This window comes from Halorhabdus rudnickae, assembly GCF_900880625.1.
Classification (GTDB): domain Archaea; phylum Halobacteriota; class Halobacteria; order Halobacteriales; family Haloarculaceae; genus Halorhabdus; species Halorhabdus rudnickae.
Genome location: NZ_CAAHFB010000001.1, coordinates 1,621,413 through 1,643,070, shown reverse-complemented (window position 1 = coordinate 1,643,070; position 21,658 = coordinate 1,621,413). Strand labels below are relative to the sequence as shown.

The following is a 21,658-nucleotide window of genomic DNA, read 5'->3' as shown; positions in this document are numbered from 1 at the left end:
CCCGGCACGGCACGGACATCGGCGAGGTACGTCACCCGAAGCGGTCGTGGAAGGCGGCGATCCCATCGTCAGTCCCGGCGATGACGACCGAATCACCCGCCTCGACGCGGACGTCCGGCCCGACCTCGGTCACCACTTCCCCGGCACGCTTGACCCCGACGACGGTACAGCCCGTCGCCGAACGGACGTCGGCTTCTCCGATGCGTTTGCCGACCAGGCCCGGTGCCGGCGTCCGGATGACCTGGATCTGGCCCTCCAGGGCGAGGACCTCCTCGTCTTCGAGGATGGCCGAGGCGATCATTCGACCGCTGATGGTCGCCAGCGCCAGGACGTAGTCGGCACCGGCGCGATACATCTTCTGGACGTTCTGTGGTTCCTCGACGCGGGCGACGATTTCGGTGTCCGGACTCAGATCCCGGATGACGAGCGTCGCGAACTCGGTCGTCGTGTCGTCGGGGAGCGCGAGAATGACCGACCGAGCGTCGTCGATCTCTGCTTTCTGTAAGGTCTCGGGGTTCTTGGCGTCGCCAGTCACGTCGACGGCGTCCATCTTCTCCCGGTCGACGACCGTATAGGGCAGCCCAGCGACTTCGAGTGCGTCGGCGATGGTCTGGCCGACTTCGCCGTACCCGACCACGATCGTCTCGCCGTCCTCGAACCGGCGGATGTCTGCGCGTGTGAGTTCCCGCAGCCGGTCGATGTCGCGTTCGTGCCCGGCGACGAGCAACACAGTCCCGTTGGTCAGCGTCGCCTCGGGATCCGGTGGCGTCTGGAACTCTCCCCCGAACCATGCACCGATCACGTTCCCACCGGCATCTTCTCGGATCCCACTGTCGGCCAGCGACGATCCGACCAGTGGGCTGCCCCGCTGGAGGGGCAGTTCGACGATCTCGAAATCCTGGCCGATCTCGATGGCGTCACCGAGGTCGGCGTCGAGCGTGGTCGTCACCTTCGCGGCCAGGCTCTCCCCGAGTAACGGCCGCGGCGAAAGTACCTCGTCGGCGCCCGCCAGGCGGTGATACGGCCGGCTGTCTGGCTCTTCGAGGACGCTGATAACGGGCACGTCGTCAGCGACTTCGCCAGCCGCCAGCACGATGCTGGCGTCCACCTCGTCGGAGACGTCCGCGACTAACGCTCGCGCCGACGGCAGGTTCGCCGCCGCCAGCCCCGCAGCCGTCTCCGGGTCCGCGTGAACGACACGATAGCCGTCTTCGGAGAGAGCGATCGCCTGCTCGCGGTCAGGTTCGAGGATGAGATACGGTACGTCCCAAGAGCTCAGTTCTTCGATCAACGCCTCGGCGCGCGTGGTGTACGTACAGATGATGACGTGACCGGCGACCCCCTCGCGAGCACGTTCGGGAACAGTTGTCTCCAGCAGCTCTTCGAGCAGCGGGAACGCAAGCACCGGCAGCGCCGTGATGAGGAGGATCACCCCGGAGAGGTCCATGAAGATGACGAACGCGTTCATCACGGGCGAACTCCAGGGCGAGTCCGACCCGTACCCGGTCGTCGTGAACGTCTCGACGACAATCTGCAGCGACCGCAAGAAAGTGTGGGACTCCCCCTCGTAGACGGCCATCCCGCGTTGATAGAAGACGGTGAACACGAGGATGACAACCGCCAGAATGAACGCATATCCGACGGTACGGCGCTGCCAGGTTTTCATGCTGTGAGCAATCCGCTACAAGGCCAAGAAAGCACCGTGCGATCCTTGGCGCGTGACGCAACTCGCCGTCGACCGCACAGGGTAGCCGCGGGACGCACGTTCACTCGGCCGTCCGCTCGTCGGTCGATCCCTCGCTTGCCGGGAGTCGGATGGTCACGACGCTACCGCGGGGGTCGTTCTCGTCGAAGGCGAGCGTTCCGTCGGAGTACTGGACGACTAGGTGTACCAGCCACAGGCCGATGCCCCGGCCGTGATACAGCGGCTCGATGTCCTGCTCGCCAGTCAAGACCCGTCGCTCCATTTCGGGAATTCCAGGGCCGTCGTCCGCCACCCTGATCTCGACGACGTCGTCTGTCGCTTCGAGTGAAACCTGTATCGACGGTACCTCACGGTCGGAGTGGGTCGCGGCGTTGTCGAGCAGTTCCTCGATCGCCCGGGCGACGTACTCGACGGCGACGATCGGCTGTGCGTCGGGCAGGTCGACCGTCAGATCGGCCTCGGGATAGCGCTCCCGGATGTCGGCGACGATGTTCTCGACGATCACGACCGCGTCACGTTCGACTGTCCGTCGTGATTCGGATAGGAACGTGGTGATCTCCCGCTCCTTTGTGGCAGTTTCCTGGAGTTGCTCTCCCGTCCGGACGATTCGCTCGGCTGACGCCACCGGGTCGTCGATTTCTCTCCTTGCGATCGCCTCGGCGGTTCCCAAGATGACCGTCAGGGCATTGTTGAGGTTGTGCCGGAGGACGCGATCGATCGTCCGGAGCTGTGTTATTCGTGCCTGCCGATCCGAGACGTCTCTGACGAGGCCGATGAATCCGGTGATCTCATCGTCGCTATCGCGCAGGTAGAACACGCTCGTTTCGCCCGGGAAGATCTGTCCGGATTGCTTTTGATACCGGACCGTCTGGACGAACGTTGGATCCTCGATGTGCTGGCCGAGGGATTCCTCCATCGCCTCGAACGCCGCATCACTCTCGAAGACGACGCTCACAGATTCGCCTTCGATCTCGTCGAGTGTGTAGCCAAAGAGGTCGGTAAATGCCAGGTTGCAGTCGACGATGTGTCGGTCGATGTCGACAACCAGGATGGCGTCGCGGATACTGTCGAACAGCGACTCGTAGCGCTCTCGACTTTGCCGGAGTTGTTCGATCATCTCCTTGCGTTTGGTGATGTCGCGCAACGAGGCGCCGACGCCGTGGATCTCCCCGTCGGCGTCGCGCAACGGCCAATACCGGACGGCGAGCACGCGCTCGCCGTGCTCGGCGTGGGCGCGGGTCATCTCGAACTGTACCCGTTCGCCCGAAAGCGCGTCACGAAGCGCCGGTTCGATCCGTTCGAACGCCTCGGATTCCAGGACGCTATCGAGCGTTTCCCCCTGGAGCGTCTCCTGTTCAATACCGTGAAACGTCCGGTAGGCCTCGTTGGCGAACAGGAACCGGAAGTCAGCGTCGACAGCAGTCAGCAGGTCCCGGGAACTCTCGACGGCCTGCTTGTAGTGGGTGATCCGCTCCTCGCGTGCCTTGCGCTCGGAGATGTCGCGAGCGATCGCGATCCGGGAGGACTCACCTCGGACCGTGACCTCCGAGGCGGAGATCTCGACCGGGATCGTGGTCCCGTCGGCACGGACGTGTGCCGTCTCGTAGTACTCCAGGGTCTCCTTTTCCGGTGACTCCAGAAACCCCTGGAAATCGGCCGGATTCTCGAACTCGGGATTGAACTCCGCGATTGACATCCCCAGCAGCGTCGAGCGATCGTACCCGAGGGTCTGACAGGCGGTTTCATTGACGTCTCTGATCCGTCCCGTCTCCGGATCGATGACGTAGACGCTATCGGTGGCCTCGTCGACCTGTCGCTTGAACAGCGTCGCTTCGCGTTCGCGTTCCCGCATCTGCCTGGCCTGTCTGGCCGTGACGAACCCGAAGACGACGAACACGACCATGATGAGCGACCGGATGTACAGCTCGTGGGCAGGCACGTCGGTCACGAGCAGTGCGAGAAACGGCGTCCCGGTGTAGAAGAAGACGGCGTCGAACGCGGCGTCGAGCACCCACACGCAGATCCCAAGCCCGACGGCGAGCGTCAGGATCTGCCGTGGCGTTCGCATGGGAATACTGACAGCTGGTGTGTACTTAATTCGTGCGGCAAGCGATCGCAGACAGGACCGTCCCGAGGTGGTCTTTCTAGCGGGGACGGACGCGAGGACCGCCGCACCTCCTCAGGGTGATCAGGCCCGTCACCGCCCGTCCGCAACGACGGTGCCAAGCTCTCGGGCCGCGACTTCCGGATCGGCGGCGTCCGTGATCTCGGTGATGACGGCCACGCCGTCCGCACCAGCCTGGATCACTTCGGCGGCGTTCTCGCTCGTGACACCGCCGATCCCGACGACCGGAATGTCGACGGCCGCGACGATGTCGGCCAGTCGGTCGGTCCCGATGGCGTACTCCTTGTCGTCGATGTCGTCTTTCGAACCCGTGGCGTAGATCGCGCCGACGCCCAGGTAGTCCACACCGGCTTCGACGGCTGCCTGTGCATCCCCGACGAACGACACGGACCGACCGATGATCGCGTCTTCGCCGAGCAATTCGCGGGCGACCGGGACCGGCAGGTCCTCGTCCCCGAGGTGGACGCCGTCGGCGTCGAGAGCCAGCGCCAGGTCAACCCGATCGTTGACGATCAGTGGCACGTCCGCCTCGCGGGTGATGTCACGGATCTCCAGGCCCATCTCGTAGCGCTCGCGGGCGCTGACGTCTTTCTCCCGGAGCTGAACCACGTCGATCCCGCCGTCGATCGCCCGCTCGACGACCTCGGTGGTCGAGCGATCGCCCGACAACGAGCTTTGCGTGACGAGATAGACGTCCCAGTCTGTCATGGACGTGATTGGGACCGCCGTCAGTGTGTGCGTTGTGGTTCGGTTTCTCCCATCGAGCGGCGCCGGTCAGTCACCCTGGGCCCGCTCGTGAGCGCGATCGACCGTCAACCGAAGGTCCTCGACTTCGGGTGCGTACGCGAGGTGTGTATCGCAGTCACAGTCCGAGGCTCCGATCCCGGCGATCGGCGTCGTCTCGTCGGCGATCGCCCGAGCGACCGGACACTCGACGTCTTCGCCGACGGTCTTTATCACGTCAGTGAACTGCGTGTCGGGATGGCCAAGCAGGTAATCGACGTGCCAGTGGCGGGCGTCCCGTTCGCCGGCTGCGAGTTCACGGTGGCGGTCGATCCGGGCGAACCCGCCCGTCCCGAACGCACTCCCGGTGTAGGCATATGCGCCCGCCGTGAGGCTGCGCTCGCCCGCCGCGCCAAAGGTGATCGTCGCCTGCTCCTCGAGAGCGAGCAGTAACGTGTAGGTTCCCTGATCGGCTGTCACGGATCCTCATCCGGACGCGACGCCGAAACGTCCAGCGATCGACCGTCGCGAGAAGATAGGCCGGCCTAAACCATCACGTTTGTCCACATCTGTTTTCAGGAAGCGGGAACACCCACCCTCTCTTTTTGGGAAACCTAGCTTATTCCTACTTAGGTGAGACTAAATGAGCGAAGTACTGGCCGATGTCGGGGCGGGCGAGTCCGTCAGGTTGGTCGACGTCCCGGACGGGGACACCCGGGCGCGGCTGTTACGGCTGGGCTTTCTGGACGGCACCGTGGAGTGTCGCCATCATATTCGCAAGGGGCCGGTCATTGTCCGACGCAACGGCACGGATCTCGCACTCGGCTCGGATCTCGCTGGGGACATCGAGATCGAACGGCCGACCACGGAGGTCGGTGAGTGACAATGGAGGGGTGTCACGACGCCGGATGTGATCCCGAGGCGATCGACGCCGAGGCGACGCTCGCGCTCGTCGGCTGCCCGAACGTGGGCAAGAGTGTCGTCTTCGGCGAGCTCGCCGAGCAGTACGTCGACGTCTCGAACTATCCCGGCACGACCGTCGACACCACGATCGCTGAGTTCGGCGACTACAAGCTGACGGACACGCCCGGCGTCTACGGTATCTCCTCGTTCTCCGAGGAAGAGCGGGTCACCCGCGACATCGTCCTCGAAGCCGACGCCGTGGTGAACGTCGTCGATGCGACCCACCTCGACCGCGATCTCTTCTTGACGCTGCAGCTACTGGACATGGGCGTCCCGACGGTCGTCGCGCTGAACATGATGGACGAAGCCGAGGCCGACGGCATCGATATCGATGTCGACGCCCTTGAGGAAGCCCTGGGCGTTCCCGTCGTTCCGACAGTGGCGATCGACGGCGAGGGCTTTGACGAACTCCGGGACCGAATCTCCGACGCAAGCGCGCCCGACTCGACGGCCATCGACGAGTACTACGACGAACTCCCCGCAGAACTCGAGGCCGACCGTCCGGAGAAGACGCTACTGGTTGAGGGCGACGAGGAGCTCCCCACGGAGATGGATGTCGGCGGCGTCATGGCCGACGGCGGCTCGCCGGCGCTGGTCGAGTCGGGGCTCCGTGACGAGATCTACGGGCAACGCCGCTCGCGCGTCCAGTCGATCGCTGATTCTGTCCAGCAAGTAACCCGGACTGACGATTCGATCGCCGAGCGACTCAGTGACCTTATGATCAACCCCCTGACCGGGACGCCGATCGCCCTGGCGATGCTTGGGCTGATCTATTATTTCATCGGCGATCTGGTCGCCCAGCGGCTCGTCGACACCCTCGAAGGGGAGATTCTGGGCGTCTACTACATCCCCGCCGTCGAGTCGTTCGTCTCCGGCCTGCTGCCTGATTCTGCCTGGATCGAGCCCCTCGAGTTCCTCTTGATCAACGACAATCTCGGCCTGCTGACGGTCACTGTCCAGTACGTCATTGGCACGCTCTTGCCGCTGGTGATCGCGTTTTACTTCGCGATCAGCATCTTAGAGGACTCCGGCGTCCTCCCGCGGCTGGCCGTGTTGACCGACCGCGGCCTCAACCGAATCGGCCTGAACGGTCGTGCCGTCGTTCCGATGATTGTCGGCGTCGGCTGTGTGACGATGGCCGTCATCACCACCCGGATGGTCGGCTCGAAACGCGAGCGGACCATCTCGACGGCGCTGCTCGGACTGGCGGTGCCGTGTTCGGCCCAACTGGGCGTCATCATGGGATTGATGGCGGGGCTCGGACTGATCTACTGGTTTGGCTACCTCGGCGTCCTCCTCGCGGTGCTCGGGGTCGTCGGCCTCTTCCTCGATCGAACGCTCCCCGGCCAGAGCCAGTCGCTGGTAGCCGAATTGCCACGGATGCGTGCCCCTCGACCGGGGAATATCCTCCGGAAGACGTACAACCGCGCGAAGATGTTCCTCCGTGAAGCGATCCCGCTGTTCGGTGCGACTGCCGTCGTCATTTCGGCACTCGATTACGTCGGTGGGCTGGCAGCCATCCAGAACGGTCTGCGACCGCTGACGTCGCTGGTCGGGATGCCCGCGGACTTCGGGCAGATTCTCGTCCTCGGGTTGATCCGCCGGGACTTCGCCGCCGCTGGCATGACTGACATGGCGCTGTCGAGCGCCCAGGTCTTCGTGGGGCTGGTCGTGATCACGCTGTTCGTCCCCTGCATCCTCGCGATGGTGATGATTTTCAAAGAACAGGACGCAAAAAGTGCCCTGTTGATGTGGGTCGGTTCCTGGGTGACGGCCTTCAGCGTCGGTGGCGTGTTGGCGGCCGCCTTCGGGGTGCTCGGCCTATGAAGTGCCCGACCTGCGAGTACGAGTTCGACCCTGCCGGTGATCTGCAGTGTCCCCGCTGTGGCTCGATGCTTTCCTGCTCGACGGCCACCTGTGCGGAGTGTGACGCCTGCTCCGGTATCGTCGAGCAGTTGCGGCGAAAGGGAGTGGATCGGCTGCGTGCCGACGGCGGCGAAGAGTAGGACGCCGTTCCTCCCAGGCGTCGGTCCGGCCGACTGATTCTTGACCGTTCGGCCCTACGCTCGGATATGGACAGGGCCACGAATCCGACCACGACGTTGATCGGCGTGCTGATCGTGGTCTTCCTGTTGCAGGTACTGGCAGCCGTACTGGGGACACCGCTCGAACTCGCACTCGCCTGGCCGCTGTCCGATCGGCCCTGGACGCTGCTTTCGAGCGTCCTTGCCCATGGCGGCCCGCTGCATCTCGCGACGAACGCCATCGGCCTGTTCGTGATCGGTCTCGTCCTCGAACGGCGCACGTCGACCCTGCGGTTCTACCTGTTCTTCCTCGTCGTCGGGGCCGCCGCCGGGACGATGGAGGTGACCGTGGGGTGGCTCATGGGTGATGCCGTCTCAGTGCTGGGGGCCAGTGGCGCGATATTCGGCCTGCTGGGGTATTTGCTTGCGGCCAACCGCCTCACTGACGCCGTCGCCAGCCGGATCGCCGTCGATCCACGGGTGGCGACCCTCGTCATGATCGGCGTTGCCCTCGCTATCACCTGGCTGACACGGGGTCGACGTGTGGCACTGATCGCACACTTTACCGGGCTGGTGCTCGGTCTGCTCGCCGGTCGAGCGCACGTCCTTCGATCCAGTGTGTCTAATGCGTCCGCAACCAGTACGGAACGACGACGCTTTTGATCACAGGTCACAGTCGTCGGGCACCGTCCGCTCGTGGAGCCGGGTGACGACCCGGTTGGCGACTGTCTCCAGGTGGTCGACGTCCTCGCGATTGTACGAGATGAGCGTGTCAAGCGCTGTCTCGTCCCCACGCTGATACTCGTACCACAGCCTGACGGCGTCTTTTCCAGAGAGGTCTGGGCGATCTCGTTCGATCCCTACGTCTTTCTCGATCTGTTTCAGCCCGCCCGTCAGGTCCAGTCGTCGGCACGGATACATCAGATCGAGATGCGGGCGTTTGAGGACGCCTCCGAGGTCGAAAGAGTGCTCGAGGAAAGGTACGTCGAAACGCTTGCCGTTGAACGAGATCAGCAGGTTGGCGTCGGTGAAGGTCTCCTGGAGGCGCTCGGCGGTGAGATCGCGATCCCGGACGAACGTCTTCGTCTCGCCACCCTGGCGGACGCTGACCGTCGTCACCGCGTCCTGGCGCTTATCGAGGCCTGTCGTCTCGATATCGAAGAAGGCTGCGCCGTCCTGGAAGGACTCGTACAGTCGCCACTGGGCCTCGCTTGGGAACTGTCGGCCGAAGTACTCGGTGTTGCGGTCGTCCAGATGTCGGCGGGCGTCCTCGATGAACGCCTGGATGCGCTCGGCGGTCGTGGGGCCGACGGCGTCGGGGTAGAAGTCGTCCCAGTGGGTGATTCCGTGTTCCCACAGCGACCGCTCGGTCTGCTCGCCGACGCCCCTGACCGGGATGAAACTCTCTTCGACGCGCACGATGGCAATACTCGGCGGCCGACGTTCCTAAAGGTCGCGGTGTGTTGTGATCGCTGCAACGGCTTCAGACAAACGTCTGGACACTCTCACAGTGTACAATGGTCGGCGTGTCTGTGTGGCCGACGCTGTCCTCATGTGGACTGTGCTGATAGAAACGCATCGGCGCTAATCCTCACTCGATCGAAGTTAAGTAGCAGTAATACTTAAAAAGAGGGCCTAGCTCTGTTTCGCGGCTTCGATCTCCTGGGTCGCTTCGAGGACGAGATCGTGTGCGCCACCGTTCGAGGCAACCAGACCCGTACTGTCCGGTCCCCAGGACTTGCCGTTCAGGTCTGTTACTGTGCCACCGGCCCATTCGACCATCGCCGCACCGGCGATCGTGTCCCACGGGTTCGTTTCGAGATTCGTGATCGCAGCTTCGATCTCGCCGGCAGCGACGAGTGCGAGTGCGAGCTGTGTCGAGCCAACCCGCCGAAGGTCACTGAACCGCTCGACGACGGCACGCGCCGCGGCGGCGAACTGTCCACGACTGTCAAAGCCCCAGAAGTACGTGGGAGCAACCATGAACCCCTTCGGGTCGGTACGGTCGCTCACACTGACGGGCTCGCCGTTCCGGCGGACGCCTTCGGGACTTCCGACGTAGGCGTCATCCAGTGCCGGGGCGACGGAGGCGGCTGCAACCGGATCGCCGTCTTCGACTGCAGCGACACTGGCACACCAGAGGCGGTTTCCTCGAGTGAAATTATACGAGCCGTCGAGCGGATCGACGACGAACGACAGTCCCGAGTCAGGTACGTCTTTCGCCGCGTCACCTTCCTCACCGACGATCGTCCCATCGGGCTGGAGTCGCTCAAGCGTGTCCATGATCGCCGCCTGTGCGCCACGATCGGCTTTCGTTACGACATTGGCCTTCGTGTCGTCCTTGTATTCGACTTCGATATCTCGGCGGAAGAGATTGGCCGCAACGGCGCTGCCGGTGACTGCTGCCTGTTCGACGACTGGAGTGTAGTCGGTAGTGCTTGCCATTGGTGTCGTTTGGGTTTCGGTGACTGTGTCGGTGTCCTGGTGGTTCGTCTGGAGGGATTCGGTAGTCTCTTGGCCCGAAGAACAGCCGGCGAGCCCGGTGGCTGCCCCGCTTGCCATGATCCCTTTAATATACGATCTCCGGTTAAGTGACCGCACCATCGCCCGAGTTTACCCCTCCCAGGGTAATATAATTTTTCTTTATGTACTAAACGTGCTAAAAACACCGATCTCTCCTACCACAATGTCGTCTGGGGATCCATCGAGGGACCGACGCGATCATTCGCGCGCTCACTGGCTGACCCATCACGTTCAAGGCACCTGATACGCAAGCGCGAGGTATGTCAGCCTCAGAACTCGCCACGGCGCTCCGTGAGGCGCTGTCGGTCGATCGTGAGGCGTTTCTGGCGCGAGCCGAGGAAGAGGCCGAGGGCCTCAAAGCGGAGGTCCGGGACGGGACGTTCGACAACAGTCAGGCGATCGTCGGCCTGGAGTTCGAACTGTATGCGGCCGACGACCGGACCGACGACCTCCGGCGCGTTCCCAGGCAGTTGCTCGAACGTATCGGCTTCGAGAAGGAACTAGGCCTGCACAACGCCGAGATGCAGACCAGTCCACAGCCACTGAACGACTACGGCCTCGAAGCCCAGGAGCGTGAACTCCAGGCCAACCTCGCGCCGGCCATCGAGCGGACGGGGTCCGAAGACATCCGGTTGATCAGCGACGGCATGTGGACGGTCCCACCTAACGGCGAGACGGCCATCGAGTATCTCTGTGACTCCGTCGAGCAGGATGGGATCCGTATCGGGACGAACATGACCGACAGCGTCCGATACCACGCGATGGCCAACACCGGGTACCCCGCCGGATTCCGGCTCGATGCCCCGCACGTTTCCGTCCAAGCCGACACCGTCATGCCCGAGAGCTTGATCACGTCCATTCAGCCCCACTACCAGGTGCCCCACGCCCCTGATCTCCCGGAGTACTTCCGGTACGCCCTCCGGGTCGCCGGACCACTGCTCGCACTCGGAGTCAATTCTCCTTTCTTCCCGCCGGAGTGTTACGACGACGCCCACGACCGGGAGATCGTCGCCGACGCCCACATGGAACACCGGATCGGCGTCTTCGAGTCCGTTCTGAACCCGCCCGAGGGGAGCGACGCCGAACCCAAAGTCCGCTTCCCCCGCGATTTCGAGTCCGTCGAGCAAGCCATCGACCGGATCGTCGCCGATCCGCTGATCGTCCCGATGGAAGTCGAAACGGGCGGGCGCTTCGACGATCGCTTCGCGCACGTCCGGCACAAACACGGCAGCTACTGGCGGTGGATCCGGCCGGTCTTCGATGGCGCGACCCGCTCTTCGGCCAACGCCCGCATCGAGTTCCGACCGCTGCCCGGCCAGCCGACGATCCGGGACGCCGTGGCTTTCGAGGCTGTCTTCGCCGGGCTACTGGAAAGTCTGCCCCGCAGAGAACATCCGGTCCGGAACCTCGAATGGGAACAGGCCCGCGAGAACTTCTATGCCGCCGGGCACGACGGTCTTCAAGCCGAGATGACCTGGATCACGGGACGTGGCGAGACCACAGCGATCGACGAGATCTATGGCGATCTCTTCGAGCACGCCCGGGACGGCCTGGAGTTGCGCGGTCTCTCGACGGCCCAAGCCCGCCGGTACATCAGGCCTCTCCGTGAACGCCTCGACCGACGGATGACGCCCGCCCGGTTCAAACACGACTTGGTCAGGCGCCAGGTCCGTGAGGGGGTCCCACTCGGTGAAGCGATCTGGGGGATGCAATCGCAGTACATTCGCGAACAACGTGAGACGCTACTCGAAGGGACGTTCGTCGACTGGCTGGCGTGAGGGGAAACGCACTTGCCTTCGCTGGCTGGTAGTGCTCATATGGCAACGGACCGGTTCGGCTTCGATCTGCGGCGGATCGCCGTCAACGGTGGCTTACTGGTCACCCTGATGCTGTTCGGCGGGTTCGTCGTCGGCACCTGGCGAGCGATCACGGATGGCGGCACGCCTGTCACCGAGGTCGTCTTCACGCTGGCAGTCTTCTTCGTCGCCGGGCTGTTCTTCCTCTCGACTGTCGAGAGTCCGGCGAGCAGTGGGACCTACGGTCCGATCGCGGCGGGCGGTGGCCTACTGGGTGCCGGCGTGGGCCTTCTTGGCCCGCCCGCTTGGAGTGATCTCGCCGCAATCCAATTGTTCACGTACCCGTTCGTCCTGCTGTGGATCTTCGCGCTCGTTGCGACTGGCGAGTGATCGTCGGAGCAATCAACAGGCCGGCCCGGGCATTCAGTCTCGTACCATCGTCTCGACGTATTCGACGGCTGCCTCCGGAGACTCGACGGGTTTGACACCTGCAACATCGTACGTGTCGATGCCTGCCACCGGCTTCCCGGCGTCAAGTGCCAGCGCTATCTCCGAGAGCGTGCCCGTCGAGCCGTCGATCGCGATCGCGGCGTCGCCGTTGCCCACGACCAGGGCGTTGCGGGCGTTACCCAGTCCCGTTGCGATCGCCGTCTCGACGTACTGGTTCGCCGCCCCGCGGTCCGATCCCGGAAAGATCCCGATCGTGTGGCCGCCCGTCTCGCGCGCTCCGCGACAGACCGCTTCCATGACGCCCGTGCGACCGCCACAGACGACCTCGTGATCGCGTTCGGCCACCAGTTGACCACTGCCTGGGCCTGGTCGTACAGTCCGTCAGTGACTGTGCTCCCGCCGATGACGCTGACGCGCATGTCCTCGGCCTCGAAAGCGACCGCCCTATTCTTGTCGGCCGCCGGAGCGGCCGGACGTAGTGGATAAGACAATCCTTCAAAAATCGATCGAATCGGTACAGCGATCGGACGGCGAGTAGGGTGGTGTCGTGTCGGCCGTCGTTACATCATGCCGCCCATGCCGCCGCCCATACCGCCAGGGGCACCGCCGGCACCGCCCAGATCGGGGCCGTCGTCGCCGCTGCCCCCGCCCAGACCGGAGGCCTGGATGATGTCGTCGATCTTCAGGACCAGGTTGGCGGCCTCCGCGGCGCTGGAGATCGCCTGGGTCTTGGCGTGGGCCGGTTCGACGACGCCCTCTTCGTAGGTATCGAGGACGTCACCGGTGAAGACGTTCAGTCCGGCGCGCTGCTCGCCGTTCTCATGGGCCGACCGCAGTTCGACAAGCGTGTCGATCGGATCGAGACCGGCGTTCTCCGAGAGTACTCGCGGGACGAGTTCGAACGCGTCTGCGAAGGCTTCGACTGCCAGCTGTTCGCGGCCTTCCACGCTGTCGGCGTAATCCCGTAGACGGGAAGCGAGTTCGACCTCGATCGCACCGCCACCAGCGAGGACGCGCCCGTCGCTGACTGTCGCGGCGACGACGTCCAAGGCGTCGTTGATCCCGCGTTCGAGTTCGTCGCTGACGTGTTCGGTCGACCCGCGGACGAGTAGCGTCACGCCGTGTCCGTCGCTCTCGACGGTGAACCACTCCTCGTCTTCGTCGCGGGCGATGTCGCCGATCCCCAGATCGGCGTCGCTCAGCGAGTCCAGATCGGAGACGATCCGTGCGTCGGTGACTTCACGGAGGAACTCGATGTCGGACTTCTTGGCCCGCTCGACGGCGAGGATACCCTCACGGGCGAGGAGGTGCTCGACCATCTCGTCGATGCCCTTCTGGCAGAAGACCACGTCTGCGCCCGAGTCCGCGATCTGCTGGACCATTTCCCGGAGCTGCTCTTCTTCCTGCTCGATGAACTCCTGGAGCTGACTCGGGTCGTCGACGCTAAGCTGTGCGTCGGCCTCGGTCTCGTCAAGCTCCAGCGCGGTGTCGGTCAGGAGGATCTCGGCGCCCTCGACGTCCGTCGGCATGTCCTCGTGGGTCGGATCTTCGTCGATGACGGCGCCGTGGACGAGCGTCGAGTCGGCGGCGGGCCGGCCCGGCTTGGACTCGATGTCGATAAACTCTAGGTCGACGACCGTCGAGCCGTCTTCGCCCTCGACGGAGACGGCCTGGACGGCACCCACGACCAGATCCGAGAGCAGGTCGAGATTGAGTTCGGCCCCTTTGCCCGTCATGCTCGTCTCGGCGACGGACTTGAGGATCTCCTCGTCGTCCGGCTCGACGCGCTCGGCGATGTCGTCGATCTCCTCGCGGGCCTGCTTGACGGCCATGTCGAACCCGCGAATGATCGCTGTCGGGTGGATGTCCTGCTCTAAGAGGTCCTCGGCGTTCGCGAGGAGTTCTCCCGCGATGGCGACGGCTGTCGTGGTGCCGTCGCCGGCTTCGTCCTCCTGGGCCTCGGCGACTTCGATGATCATCTCGGCCGTCGGGTTCTCGATATCCATCTCCTGTAGGATGGTGACGCCGTCGTTCGTGATGGTCACGTCACCGATCGAGGAGACGAGCATCTTGTCCATGCCCTTCGGCCCGAGGGTCGAACGGACCGACTGAGCGACCGCGCGGGCCGCCGAGATATTGTGGCTCTGGGCGTCCTCGTCTTTCATCCGCTCGGACTCATCGCCGAGTACGATCATCGGCTGTCCCTGCATGCGCTGGCTCATAAGTCGGTAGAATGTTTGTCTGTGGTTCTATATAAGTGTACGGGTTTCCGTCGGCGATCGGTTCCCCTCGACAACCGGGGAGTGCGCCCCGAAACTCCACGACAACGGTCGGTATCGTCCGGTAGTGTGAAGAATTACCACACGACGGGTGGGAGCTTTCAACGGCCGACGCCGCGGGTATTTATATAGCTATTCGTCCCTGGATCGGCAGTTATTCCATGTACCCGAGCTGTTTCAGCCGATCTTCGACGCCGTCGGTGTCGCGCTCGCCCGCCGATCGTCCGGACGAGAGGGGATCGCGCGTCTCCGGGTCCGGGTCGCCAGCGACGATTCCCAACGCCTCGCCGTCGATGTCGGACGGGATCGCACAGCCGTGAGCGAGCAGGACGGTGGGGGCGATGTCGAGGATGCTCACCTGCTCGAGTTCGCCGTCCGCCCGGAAATCGGGACCGCCAGCGAGGAAGATCCCGTTGCGGGTGTTCTCGGCCGCCCAGCGGTCGGGCGCCGCCCGGACCGCGCCGCCGCCGACCCCGTCGTTGACGTGGACGCCATCGCGCTGATCGAGAACGACATCCGGACCCTCGTCGGCGTAGGGGCCGCTGTAGACGTCGTCGCCGGGATAGACACCATCGAACAGGGGGCCGTCCTCGTCTTCGACCGCTCGCAGGTCCTCGATTAGCTCCTCGCGGACTGTTTCGCCATCGAACTCGGGATTGAGATAGATCGGCCCCTGGGCGCTGGCGACGGCCTTCGTGTTCGGGAGATCGATCGCCTCCAGTTTCCGCCCGCGCTTGAGTCCGGCCCGCTGGGGAACCAGTTGCTGGATCCCCTCGGGGACCACCGCCGCGAGCAGGTCGACCATCCCCAGCCGTTTGGCGATCGCAAGGACGTTCTCGCGGTCGAGGCCGACCTTCTGGAAGACGTTGTCGACGCTCGCCGTGCGGGCCTGATAGCCGTTCTCGGCCAGCCACTCGTTGATGTAGAACTCCGTCGTCGTCGGGCCACAGCCGTGATCGGACATGATCACGAGATTGGTGTCCGGACGCTCCCGGAGCCGACCGATCCACTCGTCGATGAGTCGGTAGGCCCGCACGGTCGGCTCGTCGTTCCAGAAGAAGTGCTGGAGGACGTTCAGGTAGAACAGGGTAACGTGGACGAACTCGAGATCCTGCTCCTCCAGCAGCGTCACGGCGACCTCCAGGCGCGTCTCCAGCAGGTCGAGGATGGCATCGACCTCGGCCCCACGCTCGTCGTTGCTCGAGAGCAGCGGTTCGGGATGGACCTGATAGTCGAAGCGCTCCTCGAGTTCGGCTGCCAGTTCCGCGGGCGTCGTGTATCCTTCCTCGATCGAGCGGTACTCCCCCTCGACGGCGTCCGGGCCGCCACAGACGATCGGGCCGTCGATCTCCCGGGGCGGGTACATCGTCGGCATGTTCACTACGCCCGCGCGCTGCCCGTCGTCGTTGAGATAGTCCCACAGCTCCGCGGTCAGGAAGTCCCCGCCGTTGGTCACCTCGATGGTCCCCTCGGCGAGGTCGACGCGCTCGAACCAGTAGACGCCGAACTTTCCAGGGTTCTTTCCCGACGAGTAGCACTTCCAGTTGGGGAAGGTCACGGGCGGCAGACAACTCTCGGTCTCGGCCCAGGCGCTCTCCTCGCGGAAGGCGGCGAAGTTCGGTAACTCGCCCGATTCCAGCCACGGGTCCAGCAGCCGCCAGCTGGCACCGTCAAGCCCGAGGACGACGGTCCGTGTCATCGCTGGAGGGGACGGGCCGGGTCCATTAAGTCCCTTCCATGCGCGTGCGGCCGCTGGAGGGCAGTCACTGTCCGACGCTTCCCGCGGGAACGTCACCTCTAAGTGACTTCCCGGCCGCCTCGGTAGTAGTGCGAACCGTTGCCGTCCTGCCCGCGTACAACGAGGCCGACACGATCGGCCCGGTGATCGAAGGCACGCGCGAGCACGTCGAGGAGATCGTCGTCGTCGACGACGGCTCCAGCGACGGCACCGCCGACCTCGCCCGCGAGCACGGCGCGACGGTGATCGAACACGTCTTCAACACCGGCGTCGGCGGCGCGGTCCGAACCGGCTACCAGTACGCGATCGACCACGACTACGACTTCGTCCTCCAGATCGATGCCGACGGTCAACACGACCCCGGAGCGATCCCGCGGCTGCTGGAGGCGGCCGACGAGGCCGACATGGTGATCGCCAGCCGCTATCGCAACGGGAGCCTCGCGGAGTACTCGCTGGTGCGCCGTGCCGGGATCCGTTTTTTCACGGGCGTGGTCAACGTTCTGGGCGGCGTCGACGTGACCGACGTGACCAGCGGCTTTCGGGTCTACCGCGTCGACGCCCTCGCCGACATCCTGCATCGTTCGGACGACCACTGGGCGGTCGAACAGACCCTCGATGCCGCACGTCGCGACCAGCGTATCGTCGAGGTGTCGGTGGCGATGCCGACCCGCGAGACCGGCGAATCACAGTTCACGTTGGATACGTTCGTCCGCTACCCCTTCCGGATGGCCGACGTCGTCCTCCGGGTACTGCTCTTTCGCTAACTATGGCATACTCCGTCGTCAATCTCGTGGCCGGGCTCGTGGGCGTGCTCTTTCTCGCCAACGGGTACTACCTGGTCCAGCGCGGCCGGGAGGCGATGGCCCTGTTCGTCGCCTCCCTCGCGGTCGGTGCCGGGCTGTTGTTCGTCGCCGCGTTCCCCAACGTTTTCGAGGTGATCGCGACCGTCCTCGGGCTCGAACTCAAGGCCCGGGCGATCCTGGTCATCTCGAACCTGACGCTGTTCGTCCTCGTCATCTACCTGCTGAACCGAATCGGCCGGCTCTACGACCGTGTCTCGCGGCTCAACGAACAGGTCAGCCTACTGGAGGCCGAACTCCGGGACCGCTCCGATGAGTGAGTACGCGGCCCTGACGATCGACGTCGAGCTGTTCTCCCAGACGCCGGCCTACCGGGCCGCTTCCGGATCGACCGATCGCGAGGGGATCGGCCTGGACGGGCTGGCGTTCCTCCGGGACGCCCTGCAAGCAGCAAACGCCACGGCGACCTGTTTCGTTGTTTCCGAGATCGCCGACACCTATCCCGAGGCCGTCCGTTCGCTTGCCGCCGATCACGAGATCGGCTCGCACACTCACACGCACCGACTCCTGACCGATCTGGAACCCGCCGAACGGTACGCGGAACTCCGTCGCTCGAAGGAACGGCTGGAGACGACGACCGGCACAACCGTCGAGGGATTTCGCGCGCCCGCGTTCGACTTCGGTCCCGAGCACTTCCATGCGCTTTCCGCGGTCGGCTACACCTACGACGCGAGCGTCGTTGCCAGCCGGCGGATTCCGGGGTTCTACGGCGGCGAGTATCGCCTGCAGCATCCGGCCCCGGCGACTCACGTCGATCCGACGGCGCCAGACGGGGTCACGGCGATACCCACGAGCGTGATGCCCGGCCTGCGGCTCCCGCTGACCGGCTTCTGGCTCCGGCTGTTCGGCGTCCGCTATACGATTCTCGGCATGAGACTGCTCGCCCGCCGCGGCATCGCGCCTGTCCTGTACGTCCACCCCTGGGAGTTCGTCGATCTGCCTGCTGTCGAGGGGGTACCCCGCCGGGTCACGTTCCGAACAGGTGCCTGGATGCGTCGGGCACTCGAACGGATCCTCGCTCAGCCCTACGCGTTCACGAGCCTGCGGCGGATCCTCGAAGCGACCGACGCGAGAACCGCACCGACGACGGCAGCGGACAACGAGGCGCGATAGCGTGGCTCGACGTTCGCCCAGAGCGATCGCGATCACGCTGGTGCAGTACGCCGTCGCCATTGGCGCGCTGTACTGGTTGCTCACGCAGATCGACCTCGGGGCCGTGTGGTCGCTGCTTGGGCGTCTCGATCCTGCGACTGTCCTCGCGCTGTTGGGTGTAACCGTCGTCGGACTGCTGGGTCGCTTCGACACTTACTACGTCCTGATCGACCGTCTCGGTCCCACCCGGTTCCGTGACGCCGCACGCGTCGATCTCGTCGTCAATTTCGTCAACCAGTTGCTCCCTTCGCGGCTCTCCGGGCGGGTCGCCGCGCCGTTCGTCATCCGAAGCTTCACCGGCATGACTCTCCCGGACGCGACGGCTGTCGCCGCTCTCCACACGGCCATGTTCGCGCTCTGTTATGCCCTGGTCGCGGCGGTCGGCCTGGCGGTCGCACTCCCCCGACTGTCCGTCGGGATCGCTCTCCTGCTCGCGCTTTCGATCGGGCTGTACCTCCTCGCGGGTCTGGCCGTCCTGTTCGGTGGGGCCAACCTCACGGCTTTCGACCGCCTGCTGGCCGTTCTCCGGCGGCTGTTCGCCCGCCTGCCAGTCGTCGGGGACGCCGTGGCCGACCGGATGGAGGGGCTGGTCGGGTTCACGGCGGAGTCGACCGCGACGTTCCGGGAACTGCTCGTCCTGGCGCGCGTCTGGGTCCGGTACGCGGCCGGGTGGGCGATCAAACACGTCCTTGCTTCCGGGGTCCGGGTCTGGCTGCTGTTTGGTGCCTTCGGCGCGAGCGTCGAACCGGCGATTGCCCTCCCGCTGTACCTCGTGGCGGCATACAGCGTCACGCTCCTCCCGGTGACGCCTGGCGGCATCGGGATCACGGAGGCGACGGCGACGGTCGTCTTCGTCGCGCTCGGGGTGCCGGGCGAGGTCGCTGCCTCGGCGATCCTTCTGGATCGCGTTCTCGGGGTATACCTTCCCGCGCTGGCCGGGTGGTATCCGTCGCTGTCACTGGGCCGACCTGAGTCGGCGGCCTCCTGATCCCGTTTACTCCTCGCGGTTCAGCCGTTCGACCGCCTCCCGGATCTGACGGACGTTCGCCGTCTGTTCCTCGTTTGCGCCCGCAGTCGTTCTCACGTCGCCGGCAAGTTACGCACCCTCGACAGTGCGTCGGTTCTGGGCGTCGATGACGCGGTGGTTCGTTGTCTTGGTATTTTCCCGGCCGATTCGACACTCGTTGCCGGCCACGGCAGATGACAGACAGCGACCGCTACGAGTGAAGACACTTCTGCCCTTTGTTGTGTGTCTCCCGGCATCTCGATCGTTCGACGACCGATATTCTTTACGCGTCGGGCGCCCGGGATCGTGATATGTTCCCGGAATTCGAGGTGATCCCGGCCGTCGACATGCAGGACGGTCAGGTCGTTCAGTTGGTGGGCGGCGAGCGCGGCACGGGCAAGACCTACGGCGATCCCGTCGACGCGGCCGGGCGCTGGGTCGCGGCTGGCGCCCAGACCCTGCATCTCGTCGATCTCGACGGGGCTTTCGAGGGCGAACGCGCGAACGCTGACGCCATCGAGGCGATACTCGGGGCCGTCGACGTCGACGTGCAACTGGGCGGCGGCATCCGCACGGCCGAGGATGCCCGGGACCTCCTCGATGCCGGCGTCGACCGGGTCATCCTCGGGACTGCCGCTGTCGAACGCCCCGAGATCGTCGCCGAGATCAGCGAGACCCATTCAGGGAGCGTCCTCGTTAGCCTCGACGCCAGCGACGGCGAGGTCGTCGTCTCGGGGTGGACCGAAGGGACCGGTCTCGACCCCGCCGAGGCAGCGGCTAGATACGCCGACCTCGGTGCCGCCGGCATCCTCTTTACCGACGTCGACGTCGAGGGACGGCTGGAGGGCGTCCGGACCGGTCCCGTCGAGCGCGTCGTCGAGGCGGTTGATATTCCGGTCATCGCCAGTGGCGGCGTTGCCTCGATCGAGGACGTTCGCGCCCTCCAAGACGCAGGCGCGGCAGCCGTCGTCGTCGGGAGTGCGCTCTACGAGGGGGCGTTCACGCTGGGCGAGGCGATCGAAGCCGTCCAGTGAGCGATCGGTGGACTGAACTCGCCCCGACGTTCCTTTCATTCCTCGCTGTTCTGGTCGTTCGCGGCCTGGGGGACGGGATCATCCGTGGGCTTGATCGCCCGATGCTCAGCCACCTCTACCCCGATTCTCGGGGTCGGGCGTTCGGGATGTACGATCTGGCGTGGGCGGTTGGCTCGGCCGCCGGCCCGCTGGTGATGACCGCCGCGATCGCGCTGGGCGACTGGCGGTTGGCTTACTTCGGGCTGGCCGCCGCGCCCGTCCCGGTGGTCGCGTTCGTCTGGCGGTTGGACCTCCCCTTCGAGGAGGGTCGGGAAGCGATCCTCGATCGCGAGGCGCTGGTGGCGCTCCTGGGGACCAAAGAGATCGCCGCGATGGCGCTAGCGATGTTCTTTCACACTGGCCTGGAGGGGGATCTGTTCCTCTGGCTGCCGACGTTCGGGATCGAGGCTGCGGGTCTCGTTCAGTCGGACGCGAACCTGCTGTTGTCGGCGTTCACGATCGCGTACGTCCCCGGTCGGTTCGTGGCGACAGCCATCGTCGAGCGCTACGACTACAGTGTGTTGCTCGTCGGGATAGAGCTCCTTCTGTTGCCCACGTTTTTCATCTCGTTTTTCGTCGTCTCCGGGCTGGCGACGTTCCCAGCGGTGTTCTGTCTGGGGATGCTCGTCTCGGGCGTCTACCCCCTGTTGGTCGCGTTCGGGACCGACGCCGCCCCGGAGTACAGTGCCCCTGTCAACGCCATCGCCGCGGTCTCCTCGTCGATCAGTTTCGCACTGGTCCCCATGGTAATGAGATTCGTTGCCGAAGCACAGGGAATCAGGCCAGCGATGTGGATCCCGCTGGCCCTGGCGGTCGGCGTATTGCCGACGATTCTCGCCGCTCGGCGGTCGATCTCGTTCCGGGACGGAGGTGGTGAGTGATATGCCGGCTGTACCGAACTCACGGAATGCGCCACTACGGTGGTGTCGAATAGCTGTACGAACGTACAGCCGGCAGTATGAGTCCCTCGTTCACCGGTCGGTCCGTGTTGCTGTCCTCCGAGATGTGATCCTGCCGGTGCCGGGTCACCGCTGACTTGCGCGTGGCTGGGGTCCTCTTTACTGATGTCGACGTCGGGGGCGGCTGAAGGAGGTCCGGACTAGCCCCTTTCGGCGCGCAGTCGTCCGATAATCGCCAGCGTCGACGGTTGTCGTCAGCAGTGCGCTTTAGCAGGACCGATTCTCACTTCCCGAGGCGAACGCAGCGCTCTGGTGTGGCGATTTAATATATGCTCTTGAGAT

20 protein-coding genes and 1 pseudogene are annotated in these 21,658 nt (G+C 64.8%); 12 read left to right on the top strand and 9 right to left on the bottom strand.

Annotated elements, in window-relative coordinates:
- Positions 1-31: 31 nt before the first annotated feature.
- From BN2694_RS08245 to BN2694_RS08230, 4 genes are all read right to left on the bottom strand, one after another.
- Positions 32-1,666: a potassium channel family protein gene (locus BN2694_RS08245; protein ID WP_135663949.1), complete on the bottom strand. Its 1,635-nt coding sequence runs from the start codon at positions 1,664-1,666 to the stop codon at positions 32-34.
- A 100-nt stretch (positions 1,667-1,766) separates the two neighbouring features.
- Complete coding sequence (locus tag BN2694_RS08240) at positions 1,767-3,773, bottom strand: PAS domain S-box protein (RefSeq protein WP_135663948.1); 2,007 nt, start codon at positions 3,771-3,773, stop codon at positions 1,767-1,769.
- 129 nt (positions 3,774-3,902) lie between these two features.
- Positions 3,903-4,538: a thiamine phosphate synthase gene (gene thiE / locus BN2694_RS08235; protein ID WP_135663947.1), complete on the bottom strand. Its 636-nt coding sequence runs from the start codon at positions 4,536-4,538 to the stop codon at positions 3,903-3,905.
- Positions 4,539-4,604: 66 nt separating this feature from the next.
- Positions 4,605-5,033 (bottom strand): GIY-YIG nuclease family protein, encoded by a 429-nt coding sequence (locus tag BN2694_RS08230; protein WP_135663946.1) that lies wholly within the window; start codon positions 5,031-5,033, stop codon positions 4,605-4,607.
- Between the two features lie 163 nt (positions 5,034-5,196).
- On the opposite strand from BN2694_RS08230, the gene BN2694_RS08225 reads away from it, so the two are divergent.
- From BN2694_RS08225 to BN2694_RS08210, 4 genes are all read left to right on the top strand, one after another.
- Entirely contained in the window at positions 5,197-5,436 is a 240-nt protein-coding gene (locus tag BN2694_RS08225; RefSeq protein WP_135663945.1) for a FeoA family protein, read from the top strand.
- Positions 5,437-5,438: 2 nt separating this feature from the next.
- Positions 5,439-7,343, top strand: a complete 1,905-nt coding sequence (gene feoB / locus BN2694_RS08220) for a ferrous iron transport protein B (RefSeq protein WP_135663944.1) — start codon at positions 5,439-5,441, stop codon at positions 7,341-7,343.
- The gene (locus BN2694_RS08215; RefSeq protein WP_135663943.1) at positions 7,340-7,522 is read left to right on the top strand and encodes a hypothetical protein; all 183 of its coding nucleotides are present in this window, start codon (positions 7,340-7,342) and stop codon (positions 7,520-7,522) included. The genes feoB and BN2694_RS08215 overlap by 4 nt, the downstream gene beginning before the upstream one ends.
- Positions 7,523-7,588: 66 nt before the next feature.
- Positions 7,589-8,203, top strand: coding sequence for a rhomboid family intramembrane serine protease (locus tag BN2694_RS08210; RefSeq protein ID WP_135663942.1), 615 nt, complete (start codon positions 7,589-7,591; stop codon positions 8,201-8,203).
- Here BN2694_RS08210 and BN2694_RS08205 read toward each other — a convergent pair whose 3' ends face one another.
- Both BN2694_RS08205 and BN2694_RS08200 read right to left on the bottom strand, forming a co-directional pair.
- Positions 8,204-8,959, bottom strand: a complete 756-nt coding sequence (locus BN2694_RS08205) for a ribonuclease H-like domain-containing protein (RefSeq protein WP_135663941.1) — start codon at positions 8,957-8,959, stop codon at positions 8,204-8,206.
- A 216-nt stretch (positions 8,960-9,175) separates the two neighbouring features.
- Positions 9,176-10,102 (bottom strand): inositol monophosphatase family protein, encoded by a 927-nt coding sequence (locus tag BN2694_RS08200; RefSeq protein WP_244605389.1) that lies wholly within the window; start codon positions 10,100-10,102, stop codon positions 9,176-9,178.
- A 221-nt stretch (positions 10,103-10,323) separates the two neighbouring features.
- Between BN2694_RS08200 and BN2694_RS08195 the strand changes: the two genes are divergently transcribed.
- Both BN2694_RS08195 and BN2694_RS08190 read left to right on the top strand, forming a co-directional pair.
- The gene (locus BN2694_RS08195; protein WP_135663940.1) at positions 10,324-11,841 is read left to right on the top strand and encodes a hypothetical protein; all 1,518 of its coding nucleotides are present in this window, start codon (positions 10,324-10,326) and stop codon (positions 11,839-11,841) included.
- A gap of 39 nt (positions 11,842-11,880) precedes the next feature.
- Positions 11,881-12,249 (top strand): hypothetical protein, encoded by a 369-nt coding sequence (locus BN2694_RS08190; RefSeq protein ID WP_135663939.1) that lies wholly within the window; start codon positions 11,881-11,883, stop codon positions 12,247-12,249.
- 33 nt (positions 12,250-12,282) lie between these two features.
- Here the strand turns inward: BN2694_RS08190 and BN2694_RS08185 are convergent.
- The 3 genes and pseudogenes from BN2694_RS08185 to BN2694_RS08175 all read right to left on the bottom strand — a co-directional run bounded on the left by BN2694_RS08185 (position 12,283) and on the right by BN2694_RS08175 (position 16,287).
- A pseudogene (locus BN2694_RS08185) lies at positions 12,283-12,728 on the bottom strand (TIGR00725 family protein).
- Positions 12,729-12,869: 141 nt separating this feature from the next.
- Positions 12,870-14,519, bottom strand: a complete 1,650-nt coding sequence (thsB, locus tag BN2694_RS08180) for a thermosome subunit beta (protein WP_135663938.1) — start codon at positions 14,517-14,519, stop codon at positions 12,870-12,872.
- Between the two features lie 223 nt (positions 14,520-14,742).
- The gene (locus BN2694_RS08175; protein ID WP_135663937.1) at positions 14,743-16,287 is read right to left on the bottom strand and encodes an alkaline phosphatase family protein; all 1,545 of its coding nucleotides are present in this window, start codon (positions 16,285-16,287) and stop codon (positions 14,743-14,745) included.
- A gap of 128 nt (positions 16,288-16,415) precedes the next feature.
- Here BN2694_RS08175 and BN2694_RS08170 point away from each other — a divergent pair, with 128 nt between their 5' ends.
- The 6 genes from BN2694_RS08170 to BN2694_RS08145 all read left to right on the top strand — a co-directional run bounded on the left by BN2694_RS08170 (position 16,416) and on the right by BN2694_RS08145 (position 21,298).
- Entirely contained in the window at positions 16,416-17,090 is a 675-nt protein-coding gene (locus tag BN2694_RS08170; RefSeq protein ID WP_135663936.1) for a glycosyltransferase family 2 protein, read from the top strand.
- Positions 17,091-17,092: 2 nt separating this feature from the next.
- Positions 17,093-17,446, top strand: a complete 354-nt coding sequence (locus BN2694_RS08165; protein WP_135663935.1) for a DUF2304 domain-containing protein — start codon at positions 17,093-17,095, stop codon at positions 17,444-17,446.
- Positions 17,439-18,299: a polysaccharide deacetylase family protein gene (locus BN2694_RS08160; RefSeq protein WP_135663934.1), complete on the top strand. Its 861-nt coding sequence runs from the start codon at positions 17,439-17,441 to the stop codon at positions 18,297-18,299. Before BN2694_RS08165 ends, BN2694_RS08160 begins: the two co-directional genes overlap by 8 nt.
- Before the next feature lies 1 nt (position 18,300).
- A complete protein-coding gene (locus BN2694_RS08155) occupies positions 18,301-19,326 on the top strand; it encodes a lysylphosphatidylglycerol synthase transmembrane domain-containing protein (protein WP_135663933.1) in 1,026 nt (341 codons plus the stop codon).
- A gap of 329 nt (positions 19,327-19,655) precedes the next feature.
- Entirely contained in the window at positions 19,656-20,378 is a 723-nt protein-coding gene (hisA, locus tag BN2694_RS08150) for a 1-(5-phosphoribosyl)-5-[(5-phosphoribosylamino)methylideneamino]imidazole-4-carboxamide isomerase (RefSeq protein WP_135663932.1), read from the top strand.
- Positions 20,375-21,298, top strand: a complete 924-nt coding sequence (locus BN2694_RS08145; RefSeq protein WP_135663931.1) for an MFS transporter — start codon at positions 20,375-20,377, stop codon at positions 21,296-21,298. Before hisA ends, BN2694_RS08145 begins: the two co-directional genes overlap by 4 nt.
- Positions 21,299-21,658 lie beyond the last annotated feature (360 nt).

Coding starts and splice junctions, on each gene's coding strand:
- BN2694_RS08165 (WP_135663935.1), top strand. CDS start 17,093: ATGGCATACTCCGTCGTCAATCTCGTGGCCGGGCTCGTGGGCGTGCTC.
- thsB (WP_135663938.1), bottom strand. CDS start 14,519: ATGCAGGGACAGCCGATGATCGTACTCGGCGATGAGTCCGAGCGGATG.
- BN2694_RS08195 (WP_135663940.1), top strand. CDS start 10,324: ATGTCAGCCTCAGAACTCGCCACGGCGCTCCGTGAGGCGCTGTCGGTC.
- BN2694_RS08200 (WP_244605389.1), bottom strand. CDS start 10,102: ATGGCAAGCGGGGCAGCCACCGGGCTCGCCGGCTGTTCTTCGGGCCAA.
- BN2694_RS08210 (WP_135663942.1), top strand. CDS start 7,589: ATGGACAGGGCCACGAATCCGACCACGACGTTGATCGGCGTGCTGATC.
- feoB (WP_135663944.1), top strand. CDS start 5,439: ATGGAGGGGTGTCACGACGCCGGATGTGATCCCGAGGCGATCGACGCC.
- hisA (WP_135663932.1), top strand. CDS start 19,656: ATGTTCCCGGAATTCGAGGTGATCCCGGCCGTCGACATGCAGGACGGT.
- BN2694_RS08160 (WP_135663934.1), top strand. CDS start 17,439: ATGAGTGAGTACGCGGCCCTGACGATCGACGTCGAGCTGTTCTCCCAG.
- BN2694_RS08225 (WP_135663945.1), top strand. CDS start 5,197: ATGAGCGAAGTACTGGCCGATGTCGGGGCGGGCGAGTCCGTCAGGTTG.
- BN2694_RS08175 (WP_135663937.1), bottom strand. CDS start 16,287: ATGACACGGACCGTCGTCCTCGGGCTTGACGGTGCCAGCTGGCGGCTG.
- BN2694_RS08245 (WP_135663949.1), bottom strand. CDS start 1,666: ATGAAAACCTGGCAGCGCCGTACCGTCGGATATGCGTTCATTCTGGCG.
- BN2694_RS08240 (WP_135663948.1), bottom strand. CDS start 3,773: ATGCGAACGCCACGGCAGATCCTGACGCTCGCCGTCGGGCTTGGGATC.
- BN2694_RS08190 (WP_135663939.1), top strand. CDS start 11,881: ATGGCAACGGACCGGTTCGGCTTCGATCTGCGGCGGATCGCCGTCAAC.
- BN2694_RS08215 (WP_135663943.1), top strand. CDS start 7,340: ATGAAGTGCCCGACCTGCGAGTACGAGTTCGACCCTGCCGGTGATCTG.
- thiE (WP_135663947.1), bottom strand. CDS start 4,538: ATGACAGACTGGGACGTCTATCTCGTCACGCAAAGCTCGTTGTCGGGC.